14 protein-coding genes are annotated in these 17,903 nt (G+C 39.6%); 7 read left to right on the top strand and 7 right to left on the bottom strand.

Going from position 1 to position 17,903, the window contains the following annotated elements; all coding sequences use genetic code 11:
• Positions 1–266 precede the first annotated feature (266 nt).
• On the top strand, positions 267–1,556 hold the full coding sequence (locus OC457_RS09720; RefSeq protein ID WP_080173028.1) for a citrate synthase: 1,290 nt from the start codon (positions 267–269) through the stop codon (positions 1,554–1,556).
• Positions 1,557–1,670: 114 nt separating this feature from the next.
• Here the strand turns inward: OC457_RS09720 and OC457_RS09725 are convergent, their stop codons facing one another.
• The gene (locus tag OC457_RS09725; RefSeq protein ID WP_080173027.1) at positions 1,671–2,429 is read right to left on the bottom strand and encodes a Nif3-like dinuclear metal center hexameric protein; all 759 of its coding nucleotides are present in this window, start codon (positions 2,427–2,429) and stop codon (positions 1,671–1,673) included.
• A gap of 184 nt (positions 2,430–2,613) precedes the next feature.
• Positions 2,614–2,817 carry a DUF2517 family protein gene (locus OC457_RS09730; RefSeq protein ID WP_080173026.1) on the bottom strand — a complete coding sequence of 68 codons (204 nt, stop codon included), beginning with the start codon at positions 2,815–2,817 and terminating at the stop codon, positions 2,614–2,616.
• Positions 2,818–2,943: 126 nt separating this feature from the next.
• On the opposite strand from OC457_RS09730, the gene OC457_RS09735 reads away from it, so the two are divergent.
• On the top strand, positions 2,944–3,729 hold the full coding sequence (locus tag OC457_RS09735) for a DUF1853 family protein (RefSeq protein WP_080173025.1): 786 nt from the start codon (positions 2,944–2,946) through the stop codon (positions 3,727–3,729).
• An 84-nt stretch (positions 3,730–3,813) separates the two neighbouring features.
• On the opposite strand, the gene pgm is transcribed toward OC457_RS09735, so the two are convergent.
• Both pgm and seqA read right to left on the bottom strand, forming a co-directional pair.
• The gene (gene pgm, locus OC457_RS09740; RefSeq protein WP_080173024.1) at positions 3,814–5,460 is read right to left on the bottom strand and encodes a phosphoglucomutase (alpha-D-glucose-1,6-bisphosphate-dependent); all 1,647 of its coding nucleotides are present in this window, start codon (positions 5,458–5,460) and stop codon (positions 3,814–3,816) included.
• Positions 5,461–5,496: 36 nt separating this feature from the next.
• Positions 5,497–6,039, bottom strand: a complete 543-nt coding sequence (seqA, locus tag OC457_RS09745) for a replication initiation negative regulator SeqA (protein WP_080173325.1) — start codon at positions 6,037–6,039, stop codon at positions 5,497–5,499.
• Between the two features lie 104 nt (positions 6,040–6,143).
• On the opposite strand from seqA, the gene OC457_RS09750 reads away from it, so the two are divergent.
• The 3 genes from OC457_RS09750 (at position 6,144) to fur (ending at position 8,771) form a co-directional block, all read left to right on the top strand.
• Complete coding sequence (locus OC457_RS09750; protein ID WP_080173023.1) at positions 6,144–6,908, top strand: alpha/beta fold hydrolase; 765 nt, start codon at positions 6,144–6,146, stop codon at positions 6,906–6,908.
• A 352-nt stretch (positions 6,909–7,260) separates the two neighbouring features.
• Positions 7,261–7,788: a flavodoxin FldA gene (gene fldA / locus OC457_RS09755; RefSeq protein ID WP_080173022.1), complete on the top strand. Its 528-nt coding sequence runs from the start codon at positions 7,261–7,263 to the stop codon at positions 7,786–7,788.
• Between the two features lie 536 nt (positions 7,789–8,324).
• Complete coding sequence (gene fur, locus OC457_RS09760) at positions 8,325–8,771, top strand: ferric iron uptake transcriptional regulator (protein ID WP_080173021.1); 447 nt, start codon at positions 8,325–8,327, stop codon at positions 8,769–8,771.
• A 134-nt stretch (positions 8,772–8,905) separates the two neighbouring features.
• Here fur and glnS read toward each other — a convergent pair whose 3' ends face one another.
• From glnS to nagE, 3 genes are all read right to left on the bottom strand, one after another.
• The gene (glnS, locus tag OC457_RS09765) at positions 8,906–10,570 is read right to left on the bottom strand and encodes a glutamine--tRNA ligase (protein ID WP_080173020.1); all 1,665 of its coding nucleotides are present in this window, start codon (positions 10,568–10,570) and stop codon (positions 8,906–8,908) included.
• A gap of 232 nt (positions 10,571–10,802) precedes the next feature.
• Entirely contained in the window at positions 10,803–13,466 is a 2,664-nt protein-coding gene (locus OC457_RS09770) for a beta-N-acetylhexosaminidase (protein WP_080173019.1), read from the bottom strand.
• Between the two features lie 176 nt (positions 13,467–13,642).
• Positions 13,643–15,112, bottom strand: coding sequence for an N-acetylglucosamine-specific PTS transporter subunit IIBC (gene nagE / locus OC457_RS09775; RefSeq protein WP_080173018.1), 1,470 nt, complete (start codon positions 15,110–15,112; stop codon positions 13,643–13,645).
• A gap of 256 nt (positions 15,113–15,368) precedes the next feature.
• On the opposite strand from nagE, the gene nagB reads away from it, so the two are divergent.
• Together nagB and nagC are read left to right on the top strand one after the other, a co-directional pair.
• The gene (nagB, locus tag OC457_RS09780; RefSeq protein WP_080173017.1) at positions 15,369–16,169 is read left to right on the top strand and encodes a glucosamine-6-phosphate deaminase; all 801 of its coding nucleotides are present in this window, start codon (positions 15,369–15,371) and stop codon (positions 16,167–16,169) included.
• Positions 16,170–16,635: 466 nt separating this feature from the next.
• On the top strand, positions 16,636–17,850 hold the full coding sequence (gene nagC, locus OC457_RS09785) for a DNA-binding transcriptional regulator NagC (RefSeq protein WP_080173015.1): 1,215 nt from the start codon (positions 16,636–16,638) through the stop codon (positions 17,848–17,850).
• Positions 17,851–17,903 lie beyond the last annotated feature (53 nt).

Below are 17,903 nucleotides of genomic sequence, written 5' to 3' on the forward strand. Positions count from 1 at the left end.
CAACCGCATTCCTTACGCAGTCCATTAACAATATTTCATCTATATCACAACCAAATATCAACGTAACTATACCTAGCGTAACATTCAAAAACAAACTTAGTCACATGATATTACACATCAAGTTCACAAAAAACACACAAACATAGAAAAGTTATTAACAAGCGCACATTGATGAACACAAAAATTGACAATTGGCTTACCTAGCGGTACAACAAATATACATCCGTTTCGGATTCAGGATTCTACAAATAACAAAGGAGATTGTTATGGCAGATAAGAACGCTACTCTTCATATAGAAGGGAAAGCACCTATCGAACTGCCGATTATCGAGGGCTCAGAGGGCCAAGATGTAATCGATGTGCGAAAACTCGGCGCAAACGGTTTTTTTACATTTGATCCAGGTTTTCTAGCGACAGCCTCATGTGAATCTCAAATCACGTATATTGATGGCGATAAAGGAATTCTGTTACATCGTGGCTTTCCTATCGATCAATTAGCGAATAATGCTGATTACTTAGAAGTCTGTTACGTTCTGCTTTATGGTGAAGTCCCTACACGCGCTGAGTATGAACAATTTCGTACCACCGTTACTCGTCACACCATGGTGCATGAGCAAATCGCAAGTTTCTTCCATGGTTTTCGTCGTGATGCCCACCCAATGGCAATTATGTGTGGTGTCGTCGGGGCTTTATCAGCGTTCTACCATGATTCATTAGATATCAATAATGATCTTCACCGTGAAATAACTGCATTTAGGTTGTTATCTAAAATGCCGACGTTGGCCTCAATGTGTCATAAATACACCACCGGTCAGCCTTTTATTTATCCTCGTAATGATCTTGATTACGCTGAAAACTTCCTGCATATGATGTTTGCGACACCATGTGAAGAATATGAAGTTAGCCCTGTTGTTTCACGTGCAATGGATAAAATTTTCACCCTTCATGCTGATCACGAACAAAATGCATCAACCTCAACTGTTCGTTTAGCAGGCTCATCAGGTGCTAACCCATTTGCTTGTATTGCGGCTGGTATTGCTTCACTTTGGGGACCTGCCCACGGTGGTGCAAATGAAGCGTGCCTGAAAATGCTCGAGGAAATTGGTAGCGTAGAAAATATCCCTGAATTTATTGAACGCGCTAAAGATAAAGATGATCCATTCCGCTTAATGGGCTTTGGCCATCGGGTATATAAAAACTATGATCCACGAGCAACAGTGATGCGCGAAGCCTGCCACGAAGTGCTTGAAGAGCTGAAGATTGACGATCCATTGCTTGATGTTGCAATGGAACTTGAGCGTATTGCATTATCAGATGAATACTTTGTTAGTAAGAAGCTATATCCAAATGTTGATTTCTACTCGGGTATTATTCTTAAAGCGATCGGTATTCCTGTCTCAATGTTTACGGTGATTTTTGCAATGTCACGTGTTATCGGCTGGATTGCACATTGGAATGAAATGCACAGCGATCCAACAAACCGAATTGGTCGTCCTCGTCAGCTTTATACCGGTTATTCACAACGAGAATTTAAACCTCTCCATGAACGTGAGTAACTGAGGTTCGAGGTTCGAGGTTCGAGGTTCAAAAAAAAAGGTTGAGACTAAAGCTCAACCTTTTTTACACTTAAAAAACAACAGTATAATTACCAATTTAATCAAGGTAATTAGTTACACTGGGTTATTGATATCAATAAATTCAACACTAAAACCCTGTTCTTTCGCTAGCCATTCACCAAGAGCTTTAACCCCATAACGTTCTGTCGCATGGTGCCCTGCAGCAAAATAATGAATACCTAATTCTCGCGCAATATGGGTTGTTCGTTCAGACACTTCACCAGAAATAAACGCATCACAACCTTGCGATACTGCAAGTTCAATATAGTCTTGACCACCACCAGAGCACCAACCGACTTTTTTGATTAGCGCAGGTGCATTGTCACCAATATGTAAGGGCTCACGTTGCAATGCCATCGCAATACGTGCTGCAAATTCATCACCACTTAATGCGGTATCAAGCTCACCATAAATAGCAATCGAGCGCGGGTTATTAATTTCTAATCCCCCAATAATATCTAATCCTAACCGCTGTGCTAACTGAACGTTATTACCCACCTGCATATGAACATCAAGTGGTAGATGATAGGCATAAAGATTAATTCCATTTTCAATCAGTGCCTTAATGCGGCGATATTTCATACCTCGAATTTCAGCCGCTTCGCCTTTCCAGAAGAAACCATGGTGAACAAGAATAGCATCTGCATGTTCTGTAATTGCACGATCAATCAATGCCTGACAAGCAGTAACACCAGTGATGACTTTAGTGATCTCAGCTTTACCTTCTACTTGTAACCCGTTAGGGCAATAATCTTTTATCAATTGTGGCGATAAAAAATCATTTAACAAGGCTTCTAATTTTAGATTATTCATTGCCCATCCTTTTTTAATAACGTTATGCTATTGGCTCAACAACATCTTATTCAAAAAATATCAGCCTTTAATGACAATCTCAATCAACAATATCAATAACTCACAGTACTTATATTATTTAAAAGACAAAAAAAGCCGCCATCGGCAGCTTTTCAATAACAAATCATCATACTAAATAGATTAACTAACGACGTGGAATGCTATGTTCAAGTCGTGATAACCATAATGGTTTCGTGCTCGTCTGTGACCAACAACGGTACATATAACTTGTAAATCGTGTACGTTTATTAATAGGAATACAAAGCAGCACAGGAAAACAAACAAATCCTAATAAAACCGTATAAATACGACGAAAAATGATATTCGCCACTGAAAATTGAGTATACATTGCTAGCTCCTGCCTCTATAAACCTATTGGTACTTTAATCCAATAAATGAAAGAATACTACAGAAACTAGGTCAATGATTAGTCAATAATGGTAAAGGAAACGTTTACTTGAAAGGATATGTCAATATGTTACAAAACCATGATATTAATCATCAAATAACGGCTGATTTTCATGCGTTATTAATGACACCTAATCTGGTTACCTATGGTGATTACAGTATCAGCGATCAATGGTTACAGCAATTTTCCAAAAATGCCATTATTCCGACTCATGTTAGTTATCATGGCAATGCTCGCTTAGGCTTTTATTATCAATGGTTATGGCAACAATTAATCATTCATCATCCTGATTACAGCCTTATTGGCGAGGAAATTCAGTTACAGTGGCAACATCAAACCGTTGGCGCTATTGATTTTTTAGTCCATAACCATAACAGTAATGAAATTGAACATTGGGAAGTCGCTATTAAATTTTATTTAAGCTTCCAACACCAATGGCCCGGCCCCAATGCTAATGACAATTTAGATAAAAAAATCAATCGAATGCGGGATCATCAACTCCAACTAACCACCCATCCAGCATTTGAGCCTCTCGATTATTCGCTACCAACACAGCATCGATTAATTATGCAAGGACGCTTATTTGATGCGTGGCCAGAGACTCAATCAGGCTCCTCTATGATAATAAACCCCACCAGCCTCAAAGGTCATTGGTGTTATTGTTCACAAGCATCAGCACTGACTTTACGCGCATTAGAAAAACGACAATGGATTGCGCCGCCCTCTTTTTCTCAATTAACAACAACACTTGACACCACGAATATAATGGTTCCGACTCAAGCAGTCGATAATAATAATACCGTTTGGTTTATTGTGCCAAATCATTGGCCTCGGCATAATCGCGAGCAATAAAAAAACGCCCTAATACTCTTTCAATAACGAAGAGAATAATTAGGGCGTTTTTTCGAATGTATTATCTGTTATGGTGCTAAGTTATTATAAACCAGCATCACTGAAGACTTTACTTACGATATCTTGTGCTTCTTTTTCAATAAGGGCTAGATGCTCTTTACCTTTAAAGCTTTCACAATAAATTTTGTAGATATCTTCTGTGCCTGACGGACGAGCGGCAAACCAACCGTTTTCGGTAGTTACTTTCAAGCCACCAATCGCAGCACCATTACCTGGAGCATGGGTTAGTCGCGCAAGAATAGGTTCGCCAGCCAATGTTTCAGCAGCAACCATATCTGGTGACAATTTACTTAACACTGCTTTTTGTTGTTTATTAGCAACAGCTTGTAAGCGAGCGTATTCTGAACTACCAAATTTAGCTGCAAGTTCATCATAGTATTGTTGTGGGTTCTTACCTGTTACCGCTGTAATTTCTGCAGCAAGTAGACATAAAAGAATACCGTCTTTATCGGTTGACCAAGGCGTACCATCTTTACGTAAGAAAGATGCACCCGCACTTTCTTCACCGCCAAAGCCTAATGTGCCATTGTATAGCCCATCAACAAACCACTTAAAGCCAACCGGCACTTCAACAAGTTCACGACCCAATGCTGCAACAACACGATCAATGATTGCACTTGAAACCAACGTCTTACCAACGGCTACTTGCTCACTCCAACCACTACGGTGACGGAATAAATAATCGATACATACTGCAAGATAATGATTAGGATTCATTAAACCAGCAGGAGTAACAATGCCATGACGGTCATAATCAGGATCATTACCAAAGGCTAAATCGTAATTATCTTTATAAGCAAGTAAACCAGCCATTGCGTAAGGTGATGAACAATCCATACGCACTACACCATCTTTGTCTAATGACATAAAACGGAATGATGGATCGATAGATTCATTGACTAAAGTTAAGTCTAGTGCATAGTACTGCGCAATTTGACGCCAATATTCAATACCCGAACCACCAAGAGGATCAACACCCAGCTTTAAGTTCGCTTTTTGAATCGCATCAATATCAATAACATTAGCTAAGTCAGCAACATAAGGTGCCACTAAGTCTTGTTGAATAACAAATTCAGAAGCAAAAGCATCTGTAATTGATACACGCTTTACATCAACCATGCCATTAGCAATAATTTCATTAGCGCGCTGTTCAATAGCGGTAGTTAACTCACTTTCAGCAGGACCACCATGAACAGGGTTATATTTAATACCACCATCTTGTGGTGGATTATGTGATGGAGTAATGACAATGCCATCAGCTTTATCTGCATGTACCTTATTGTGGCAAAGAATAGCATAAGAGATGCCAGGGGTTGGTGTGTAACCTAACCCTTCTTGAACCACGATAGTAACGTTGTTCGCTACCAATACTTCTAATGTTGAGGTAAATGCAGGCTCTGATAAAGCATGAGTATCCTTACCTAAAAATAGCGGCCCAGTTAAACCATTAGCAAGACGAACCTCAGCGATTGCTTGAGCAATAGCCCAAATATGGTGTTGGTTAAAGGTCCCTTTATCTGCAGTACCACGATGCCCTGAAGTACCAAAGGCTACTTTTTGTAACGGATCAGTAACGTTCGGCTCGATCAGAAAATAATTCGCAACAAGCGCTGGAATGTTATGCATATCTTCTTGCTGAGCGCGTTGACCCGCACGAGGGTGGATTGCCATTGTCTTATCCTTGTAAAAACTCAATCGTGATTATATTTATATCTCACCACAAACTTTATCAATAATATCAGAACCAAAGCCCATTTTTGTCATTAATTGATCAATCATCTGACGCTTTCGATCAGTATTAGTATTTGTGATCACCCAAAATGGGGTTGTGGGAATGGCTTTTGGCTTGGTCGTTTTACCACTGGCAAGCAATGTTTCTTCATCATGGGCAAAATAAACCCGCGTACGTCCTTTAATTGCCGCCGCTTCAGCAAAACCGTCAGCATCAATACGATAAAGAGAAGATAAGATCAGCATAAAACGACCAATGGCTTTTTCTTGTGCCGCAAATTCATCTGAAATTAACACCGTACGCATTTCTTTAACGCGATCCATAGTGGGTTCATTGCCTGCATCTCTGCTCACAACAATACCTTTAGGACGAACCGGCATCACAACTGCAGGTTGCTGCAATTGTTCTTCTGGCACCATAAGCAAGCGACGTAAAATATCAGAAGCGCTTTCACCAATATGTTGAGTTTGGCTAGCGATATAACGATATAGCTCTTCGTCTACCTCAATAGTCTTCATGGTATTATTCATTATCATTCCGTTTAAAATTCTGGGTACGATTATAGCCTGATCCGAGGTTATACTCTATGGTAAATACCACACCTAATTAGAGAAAATAGCCTGTGAATCTTCATTTTCGTGCTGAAGGCAAGGGTAAAACGATCGTTTTGATCCATGGTTTGTTCGGCAGCGCAGATAATCTTGGTCTTTTAGCCCGAGAATTAAAACATCATTACCACGTGATCAGCGTCGATCTTCGTAATCATGGCTTATCACCTCACAGTGATCAATTTAGCTACCAAGATCTTGCGCAAGATATTATTGAGACGCTGGATCACTTCGCTATTGATCAATTTGATGTGGTTGGCCACTCTATGGGTGGCAAGGTTGCGATGGCACTATCAGCATTAGTGCCACAACGCATTAAGCACTTAATTATTCTCGACATCGCGCCTGTTGCTTATCAAGAGCACCGTCACCAAAATGTATTTGCGGGTTTACGCGAAGTTAATCGTCACTTAATAACAAAACGCAGTGAAGCTGAGCAATATTTAGCTCAATATATTAACGATATCGGCGTTCGCCAATTCTTATTAAAATCACTCACTAAAATAGAAACAGGTTATCAATGGCGGTTTAATGTTGAGGGATTAATTGCAAACTACGCTACGATTATGGAATGGCAACCAGCATCTTTGCCATTTATAGGCAAAACATTATTTATTAAAGGTCAGCTCTCTGATTATATAGAACCTCAATATCGTGATGCGATCATGGCACAATTTCCTAATGCTAAAGCACATATCGTGGCAAATACAGGTCACTGGCTCCATGCTGAAAAACCTGAAACTGTAAATCGAATTATTGATCAATTTTTGAATCAATAACCATAAATAACACACCAGTAGAATCAGTAATTAACTATAGTAGACGACGAGACTAACTATTAAACCCCTGACTCGACTGTGGTATAGTGCGCTAAAGTTTGATAGCAATGGAACTAGGCTTACTGCTATCTTCTGCTCTATAGTAATACGATTAAAGCAGCCTCTAGACCAGCTAACGTTATTGACTAAGAGCTATCATGCCCTTTTGATACAGGGCAACAATAACCAATGATAATATTTGGGCGAAAAAACACCAAATCGCCATCAAAAAGTAATTATCGTTGCGTCATTTATACGGATTTCTGTAAACTGCCCAATAGCAGTTAACAATTAAATATAGGTAAGATCTACTATGGCGAGCGTTGGACTCTTCTTTGGTAGCGACACTGGTAACACCGAAGCTGTCGCTAAAATGATTCAGAAGCAACTAGGTAGCAAGCTAGTTGAAGTAAAAGATATCGCAAAAAGCAGCAAAGAAGATATCGACAACTTTGATCTGATACTACTAGGTATTCCTACTTGGTATTACGGTGAACCACAGTGTGATTGGGATGACTTTTTCCCTGAGCTTGAGCAAGTTGATTTTTCAACTAAGCTTGTCGCTATCTTTGGTTGTGGTGACCAAGAAGATTACGCGGAATACTTTTGTGATGCGATGGGCACAGTACGTGACATCGTTGAAAGCAAAGGCGGCACAATTGTTGGCAATACCTCAACAGCAGGTTATGAGTTTGAAGCATCAAAAGCATTAGTTGATGATACAAACTTTGTTGGTTTATGTATCGATGAAGATCGTCAACCAGAGCTAACAGCACCTCGTGTTGAGCAATGGGTTAATCAAATCTTTGATGAAATGTGCCTTGCTGAACTTGCTGACTAAGCAGTGTCCAGTTTAAAAACATTCATAAAAACGCGCTTTAAAGCGCGTTTTTTATTATCTATAGCATTATTATACGGACGTTTAATTTTAATATTCGTAATACTGTTATCTGAAATACGACACAATAAATAAATTATCATATTGTTTGTATATAAAATGAATATATACATATTTCCTCTATACAGATAATCACGCAGTTAATATTTTATCCTATTGATTTAAAAATAATTTAAGATAACAATATTCATAGCGAAGAAACACAGCTTTACTCTTTAATTTAAAATAGAAACGATAAATTTACCGTTAAGTTAACGAAACAAGACTTAAAATAATAAAATAAAGCGCCCCACTCTATAAATAAATATTACCCGTTGTTTTGTTACATTAATATCACAATATTGCAAACTCAAGAAAAGTGACACTTCTGCTAGATAACTGACCTTTTAAGGTTTATTGTTATCGTTGCGTCACTTATAATGAATCTATATGAGAAAGACTACTGCAACATTTTTGCAGCTAGCCAACAGGAAAATCGGATGTCAGATAATAATCACGCGCTAAAGCAAGCTGGTCTTAAAGTAACACTTCCTCGTCTTAAGATTTTAGAAGTGCTTCAACAACCTGATTGCCAACACATCAGTGCTGAAGACCTGTATAAAAAGCTCATCGATATCGGTGAAGAAATTGGCCTAGCGACCGTTTACCGTGTCCTTAACCAATTTGATGATGCAGGCATTGTAACTCGTCACCATTTTGAAGGTGGTAAATCAGTATTTGAACTTGCCACTCAACATCATCATGACCACTTAGTTTGTCTTGATTGTGGTAAAGTAATTGAATTTTCAGACGAAATGATTGAGCAACGCCAGAAAGACATCGCGGCACGCTTTAATGTTCGCTTAACAAATCACAGTTTATACCTTTACGGTCACTGCATGGATGGCGACTGTACAGCTGATGAAACGTTGCATGATAAAAAATAACAATGACTAGTTATTTTCGCCCTAAGAGCCAGTGATCACTATCACTGGTTTTTTATTACCCCAAATACGCATTATAAAAAAAGCGCCGATTCCATTACTGAAATAAGCGCTTTTTAACAAAGATTAACGATTAATTAGTCGCCAATTTTTGCCCAAGTATCACGTAGACCAACCGTACGGTTAAAGACTAAGTGAGCAGCACTTGAATCTTTGTTATCAGCACAGAAATAACCCATACGCTCAAACTGGTATGCTTTTTCAGCTTCAGCAGTCACCAATGATGGTTCAACAAAGCCGTTTAATACTGTTAGAGATTCAGGATTAATTACTGATACGAAATCATCAGCAGCACCAGGATTTGGCACTGTAAATAAACGATCGTATAAGCGAATTTCTGCTGGAATACCTGCTTGTGCAGAAACCCAGTGAATAACACCTTTTACTTTACGACCGTCAGCTGGATTTTTACCTAGCGTGTCTTTATCGTAAGTACAGTAAATAGTAGTGATATTGCCTTCAGCATCTTTTTCAATACGCTCAGCTTGAATCACGTATGCGCCACGTAAACGAACTTCTTTACCTAATACTAAACGCTTGTACTTCTTGTTCGCTTCTTCGCGGAAGTCTTCACGCTCAATGTAAAGTTCACGACTAAATGGCACTTCACGCGTACCCATTTCTGGCTTATTCGGGTGATTAGCAATCGTCAGAATTTCAGTCTCACCATCAAAGTTTTCAATCACAACTTTAACGGGATCAAGAACAGCCATTGCACGAGGTGCATTTTCGTTCAAATCATCACGAATACAAGATTCTAGTGAGCTAATTTCAATGGTGTTATCTTGCTTAGTTACACCAATACGCTTACAGAATTCACGCATAGAACCAGGCGTAAAGCCACGACGACGTAAACCAGAAATAGTTGGCATACGTGGATCATCCCAACCATTAACTAATTTATCAGTCACAAGTTGGTTTAGCTTACGCTTAGACATCACCGTATATTCAAGGTTTAGACGACTAAACTCATACTGGTGTGGTGTACAATCAATAGTGATATTTTCAAGAACCCAATCGTATAAACGACGGTTGTCCATGAACTCAAGCGTACAGATAGAGTGCGTAATACCTTCTAGCGCATCAGAAATACAATGCGTAAAGTCGTACATTGGGTAAATGCACCACTTATCACCGGTTTGGTGGTGATTTACAAAACGTACGCGGTAAATAACCGGATCACGCATAACCATAAATGGTGATGCCATGTCGATTTTGGCACGTAGACACATCTTGCCTTCTTCAACTTCGCCATTCTTCATTTTTTCAAATAAGGCTAAGTTTTCTTCAACGCTACGATCACGGTAAGGGCTGTGCTTACCCGCTTGCGTTAACGTACCGCGGTATTCGCGCATTTGCTCAGGACTTAGCTCATCAACATACGCTAAGCCTTTATTAATTAATTCAATGGCAAACCCGTAAAGCTGATCAAAGTAGTTTGATGAATAACAAATTTCACCACTCCACTCAAAGCCTAACCAGTTAACATCATTTTTAATAGACTCAACGTATTCGATGTCTTCTTTCTCAGGGTTGGTATCATCGAAACGTAAGTTACATTGACCCTGATAGTCCTGAGCAATACCGAAGTTCAAACAAATAGATTTCGCATGGCCGATATGCAGATAACCATTTGGTTCTGGCGGGAATCGGGTATGTATGCTTGTATGTTTGCCACTTGCTAAATCCGTATCAATAATTTGACGGATAAAGTTAGTTGGACGAGCTTCAGATTCACTCATCTATTACACCTCGTGTACTTACAGGATTGAGAATTATATACAGTTCATCAATATGAACTATGATTTTACACTATACCTCAATGCCGCTATGCAAAAAATCAAAAACGCAGTTATAACAAACAATAGTTGTGAATTTAATTAATAACGCGCAATAAAAAGCCGACGATGGTCATCCCATCGTCGGCAATAGAGCGATCATATTATGATCTTAGCTTATCTTGTTGTTAGTCGCTTACAGTGATGTAACACGACTGAAACGTTTACCGTTACCACTTACTGCACGGATTTCAACGTTACCAGTTACACTTGGTTGTGCTTTCGCATCATAAGTGTTCCATGTTTTACCAGCATCTGTAGAGTACTGTAGAGTAAGACCTGGCATACTTACGTTCATCGCAAGTTTACCATTTTCAATCTTAGCGCCAGGTACTGGTACACGGTATTGAATACCGGCAGCATCTAGTTTAGCCAGTTCACGGTGACCCAGTACGTTTGCAAAACTCTGCCACTCATCATGCAGTGCTTTTTTGTTTACAAGGTTTGAATCTTGAGAGTATTCAACACCTACTTGGTATTCATTTTCCCACTCACCTTTGTGCCATGCACGCTCTGCAGCAGCTAACACACGAGGGAATACCATGTATTCATACTGCTTATCATTGCCTACTGTCTCACTCCAAAGCTGAGCAGATAGACCATGGAAACCTTTCGATTTCACCGTACCTTTACTTGTAAAGCCATTACCGTCACGGTCAAGTGATGTCTCAGCATTTTGTGGTAAGTTCTCTGGTGCAAAACCAAACATCTTACGGGTATCTGTTGCACGTGTTGCCCAGTAGTAGCCACGCTCAGATGGGTCTACTTCGTATGGCATATCCATGTAAACATAATCAGGGTTAGAAACGACTACATCGTAGCCTTTATCAGCCCACTCGTAAGCTGATGCACCACCGCCCCAGTATAGAACGTCCCAGAAGTTGACACGCACGTTATCAGTATTAAATGCTTTTGAATCTTTAGAGTACTTCAAGCCATCTTGCCATGCTTGGAAGTTCTCAATACCTTTACCGTTAACAATCTCACTAACACGCTCTGCAAAGTGACTTGGTAGATGATCGTAATCAGCAACAACACCATCAGCGATCAATTTTTGACACATTGGTGATTTCTGGTAAGGCTTATCTTGCTTAGATTGGTCAATAGAACCTGTCCAAGCTGTTTTATCAGCAGCGTTAATATCTTGGAAACCCGCATTTAGCTTGATATTTTTCGCTTCATCGCCACCGAAGTGCCAAGTATTTAGCGGCATACCCGCTTCTTTGTGCATCGCTTGAATTTCAGTAATTACTTTATCTACAAACTTTGCAGAAGAATCCATACATGGGTTAATGAAACTACGCTTATCGTAAAACTGAACAGTAGTAACATTTGATGTATCTTGTGGATCCATTAAGCGATATTCGTTCGCTTCATCCATTTTGCCTTCAGCAGCTAGACGCTTATAACGCGCTTCCATCGCTACCACTGCTGCACGTGCGTGAGCTGGCATATCGATTTCAGGAATAACTTCGATACCACGTGCTTTCGCATATTTTAGAATATCTAAGTAATCTTGCTTGCTGTAGTAACCAGAACCATCGTTATCAGATGTTGGACCTGAGCCTAGTTGAGGCAGTAGACATGAAGTCTCAGACAAATCATGACAACGCTTGCCACCAATGTCTGTTAGCTCTGGTAAACCAGGGATCTCTACACGCCAACCTTCATCATCAGATAAATGGAAGTGGAATTTGTTCATCTTGTACGCTGCCATTTGGTCTAGCGTACGTAAAATAACTTCTTTTGAGTGGAAGTTACGACCCACATCAACCATCACACCACGGTAATCAAAACGCGGTGCATCAGTTACTTCTAACGTAGGAATGCTGTTTTTAGCACCAGTGCTCATTAGCGAGATAAGTGACTGCATACCATAGAATGCACCTTGGTCATCAAAACCAATAACCGTTGCACCTGTTGGGGTTACATCTAACTTGTAAGCGCCAGCAATTTGTTGATCTTTAGCAAATGAACCAGGTAGTAGACTCACCTTGACAGGGTATTGACCTTGAGTATTAACACCTAATACATCAAGACGCTCATTCACTGCTGCCATCATATCGGCAGGTAGCGTAAAATTGCTGATTTTAATACCGTTTGCTAGTGAAACAGTATTACCTGTTAACTTCGTACTTAATGGCGTAGGAACAATTGTTGCTGCCACTTCTTCTGTCGCTAACACGTTAATATCTTGGTTCTTTTCAAAACGTGTTTCAGCGGTCGCCAGTATATTATTATCAGCTTTAACACGCTTGAATTGATCACCTTTTAAAGGAACAAGATAATCAGCAGGGTTTACTGAGTCAGTACTTTTGATTGTTTGCGCTGCGGCATCACCAGAAGTCACGTATGCACGAGGCATATAATCGTTTTCGAAAAGCGTCCAATATTCACCGATGTAAGGAATAACAACCTTTTCACCTTCTGCAAAACCATCAAACTTATCTGTTGGCTCTAGCGTATGAAGATCACCCGTTACGTGTGTAACTTTAAATTGTTCATTTTGAACTTCAAGAATTTGGCGAATGCTGCTGAAATAAATTTTCCAATCAGTACCAGTAACCGCTGGACCATTATTTTCTAGCGTCAAATTAATTAGATCACAAGATGCCCATTCTGCGCCTAGCGTCTTACACTGTAGGCCCTCTTCTGCACCATGTTGAGTAACAATTTCATAAGTAACATCAAGGTTGTTAGCTAAATTTTTAACAACCTTTTCATCATCATTTCCTTGTGTTGCACAACCAGTTACTGCAAGTGCAATGAAAGATGCTAACGCTGTAAGTTTAATAGTCATGAAATATTCCTTTCTCCCGATATCCCTTTAAATGAAGGGAAAATCTATATAGAGCCCAAAAGTTGGGTACTCAAAATGCCGGCCTTGATATCTTACAATTAAAATATCAGGACCGGTCTAATTAAAAAGTGTTGCGGTATTTCGTGTGTTACTTAATTACTTAAGAATTTAGGTAATTATGGAAGCTTTACTGCTGATAGGTCTTCTGAAGCTGGGATTTTTTTCATCTCGCCAGCAACGATTTCAGCTAGAGGGCCAAGGATAACTTGTAAGTTATTTGAACCTAATTTAACTACACCCATCGCACCTAACGCTTTTAATGTCTTTTCATTAGCAAGGCTACTGTCTTTTAGAGTAAGACGTAGACGAGTAATACAAGCATCAATATTTTCTAGGTTACCGTGACCACCAAGTGCTTTTAAGTATTGCTTCGCTAGCTCACCAGTTTCAGCTGAGCCACGAACAGATGAAGTTTCTTCTTCGTCATCTTCACGACCAGGCGTCTTAAGGTTGAACTTAAGAATAACGGTACGGAAGATAAAGTAGTATAGACCGAAGAATACAACACCTTGAAGCAACAACATGTACCATTGAACAGCGAGTGGGTTACGGGTTGACAAGAATAAGTCAACTAAACCTGCTGAGAAACCGAAACCTGCAATCCAGTGCATTGATGCTGCGATGTATACAGAGATACCCGTCAGTGCTGCGTGGATAACATATAGAGGCGGAGCAAGGAACATGAATGCAAATTCTAGCGGCTCTGTAACACCTGTAAAGAATGATGCAAAACCAGCAGCGATAAATAGTGAAGCTACACGCTCTTTGTTCTTCGCTTTAGCCGTTTGGTACATAGCAAGTGCTGCACCTGGTAGACCAAACATCATGATTGGGAAGAAACCAGCCTGGTACATACCAGTAACACCTGGAGTACCTTTACCGCTCAAGAAGTTAGGAATATCGTTAATACCTGCAACATCAAACCAGAATACTGAGTTCAGTGCATGGTGAAGACCAACAGGAATCAATAAACGGTTAAAGAATGCATAGATACCAGCGCCGGCAGCGCCTAAACCTTGGATACTTTCACCAAAGTGTACTAGACCGTTGTAAATTGATGGCCAAACATACATCAGTACGCCTGCGATAACGATACCAGCAACAGAAGTTAAAATTGGGATCAAACGCTTACCACTGAAGAATGCTAATGCTTTATGCAATTCTACGTGAGAGAAACGGTTGTAAATTTCTGCTGATACGATACCAACTAGGATACCAACAAATTGGTTATTGATTTTTGCAAATGCTGCAGGAACTGCGTTTGCATCAATACCTTGAATTTGTGCTACTGCGCCAGGTGCAAGTAATGTTGTTACAACGAGAAAGCCTACGAAACCAGAAAGTGCAGCCGCACCATCTTTATCTTTAGACATACCGTAAGCAACACCAATAGCGAACAACACTGACATGTTGTCGATAATTGCTGAGCCAGCCTTGATTAAGAATGCCGCCAACGCAGAGTTTGCACCCCAACCCGTTGGATCAATCCAGTAACCAATACCCATTAAAATTGCTGCTGCAGGAAGTACTGCAACTGGCACCATTAGTGCTTTACCTACTTTTTGAAAATATCCAAGAATATTCACCCTTAGTTCCCCCTATGGTTTTCTTAGATGTAATAGTGATAGTTTTTTGTACCATCTCTTTTTTGTCCTTTGCAGTTTATGAATTTTATTTCGCTCCGCAAATTAAAACATCATCATTTGTGATCTCAATCACCGACCGAAGATAGAACTGAGTGATTTTGCTAGCTCGATCATAAAACTTATTTTATCATTCGAAACAAAGGCGATATGCCGCTAAGATTTTTCCTGTTTTAACTATCTTCAACGAGGTGTCAACGTGAGACTAATCCCGCTTAATAACGCTAAAGATGTTGGTTTATGGTCTGCTCGCTACATTGCTGACCGCATTAATAAGTTTCAACCAACAGCTGAGCGTCCATTTGTGCTAGGTCTACCTACAGGTGGTACACCACTTGCGACATACCAGCGTTTGATTGAACTATACCAAGCTGGCGAAGTAAGCTTTAAGAACGTCGTGACTTTCAACATGGATGAATATGTTGGTATGGCGTCTGATCACCCTGAGTCATACCGTAACTTCATGTACAACAACTTCTTTAACCATGTTGATATGCAAGAACAAAATATCAACTTGCTTGATGGTAATACCACCGATCACGAAGCTGAGTGTCAACGTTACGAAGACAAAATTAAAACCTACGGTCGCATTAACTTATTCATGGGTGGCGTGGGTAATGATGGTCATATTGCATTCAACGAACCAGCATCATCATTGGCTTCTCGTACACGTATCAAGACATTAACGCACGAAACACGCATTGCGAATTCTCGTTTCTTTGATGGTGATATTAACCAAGTACCTAAGTACTCATTAACTATTGGTGTGGGTACACTGTTAGATTCTGAAGAAGTTATGATTCTGATCACAGGTCACAACAAGGCACAAGCATTACAAGCTGCTGTTGAAGGTTGTGTTAACCACCTATGGACAGTATCTGCATTGCAGCTTCACCCTAAATCAATGATCATTTGTGATGAACCATCAACTCAAGAGCTTAAAGTAAAAACTGTTAAGTATTTCCAAGAGTTAGAAGCAGAAAACATCACTCACATCTAAATAATAACCTCTGTCTTTTTACGAAAAGCCAGCTTTATTGGTAACCGTTTCAAGACATTGAATAAACGCCGCCTTATTGACGGCGTTTAATTTTCATCTTTAAAAGATGACATATAAAGCATAATCATCACTATTGACAATACAGTCATAGTTTATAATTTGATACTTAGCGATACTTTCCTTCTTAATAGCTCTTATTACGTATTTTACGTGACCAACACCACAGCCCCAGCAAGCACCAACAACGATTACTTTATTTTTATTTATAAGAAAGTATATTACGGTGATAAATAGTGTATTGATAACCGCAATACATAAAATAATTCGACACCAATATTCATCAAATTCAATTAGACCAGTGTCGTACACATTAGGTAGCGCTTTGATAAAAAAGATAATGAAAACAAAAAATTATTATCATTTTAAGGCGATAATTATTAACACTAATTACGAGCAGAATTAAACTATGACAGGCGGACAAATTGGTAACGTTGATCTGGTCAAGCAGCTAAATAGTGCTGCTGTATACCGACTTATCGACTTGCAAGGCCCTATCTCTCGCATTCAGGTTGCTGATATTAGTCACCTCGCTCCTGCAAGTGTCACTAAAATCACGCGCCAACTGCTAGAACGCGGCTTAATAAAAGAAGTTGCTCAGCAGGCTTCAACGGGAGGAAGAAGAGCGATATCACTGACCACTGAGTCGGTTGATTTCCACTCAATCGCAATACGTATTGGTCGTAATAATATTGAAATAACCCTTTATGACCTCAGTGGTAAGCATATTACTGGTGCGGCCTACCCCTTTTTATATTCTGACCAAGATGTTCTCGCAGAAGGTCTTATCAAGTGTATTCAAGAGTTTATTGATAATAACCAGAACGTAATGAAAGAGCTGGTCGCATTTGGTATTATTTTGCCAGGACTTATTAATCCAGAAAATGGCACTGTAACTTACATGCCAAATATCAACGTTCATAACTTTGAACTTGCCAATATCATTCAAGAAACCTTTAACATTATTACTTTTGTTGGTAATGATATCAGGGGCTTAGCGTTAGCTGAACACTTCTTTGGCGCTAGCCGTGATTGTAACGATTCTATTTTAGTCAGCATGCATAACGGTACTGGTGCAGGTATTATTGTTAATGGCCAAGTCTTTCTCGGACAAAACCGAAATGTTGGTGAAATTGGTCATATTCAAATCGACCCATTAGGTGATAAATGTCAGTGTGGTAATTTTGGTTGCTTAGAAACTATCGCATCAGATCCTGCCGTCATTGAGCATGTGCAACAACTACTTAATCAAGGTTATCCAAGCAGCTTACAAGCTCTTGATGAACTAACCATGCCTGCAATTTGTGATGCAGCCAATAATGGCGATGAACTGGCTACTCAAATTTTACTCAAAGTAGGTCATCACCTCGGCAAAGCATTAGCGATGACAATCAATTTATTCAATCCACAAAAAATCATTCTCGCGGGTAATATTACTCAAGCGCAGGCAATTGTGTTACCCGCAATACGTCGTTGTGTTGAAAACCAATCCTTATCCGCATTTAATAGTGACTTACCGATTGTCGCATCAGAACTCTATAACCAACCCACGATTGGCGCATTTTCGATGATCAAACGAGCTATGCTTAATGGCGTATTATTACAACGATTACTTGAAGATTAATCACCCGTCTGATTTAAATTAGTCTTTAACACTAATAATACCACCATCATAAA

This window comes from Photobacterium toruni, from assembly GCF_024529955.1.
In the GTDB taxonomy this organism is placed as follows: domain Bacteria; phylum Pseudomonadota; class Gammaproteobacteria; order Enterobacterales; family Vibrionaceae; genus Photobacterium; species Photobacterium toruni.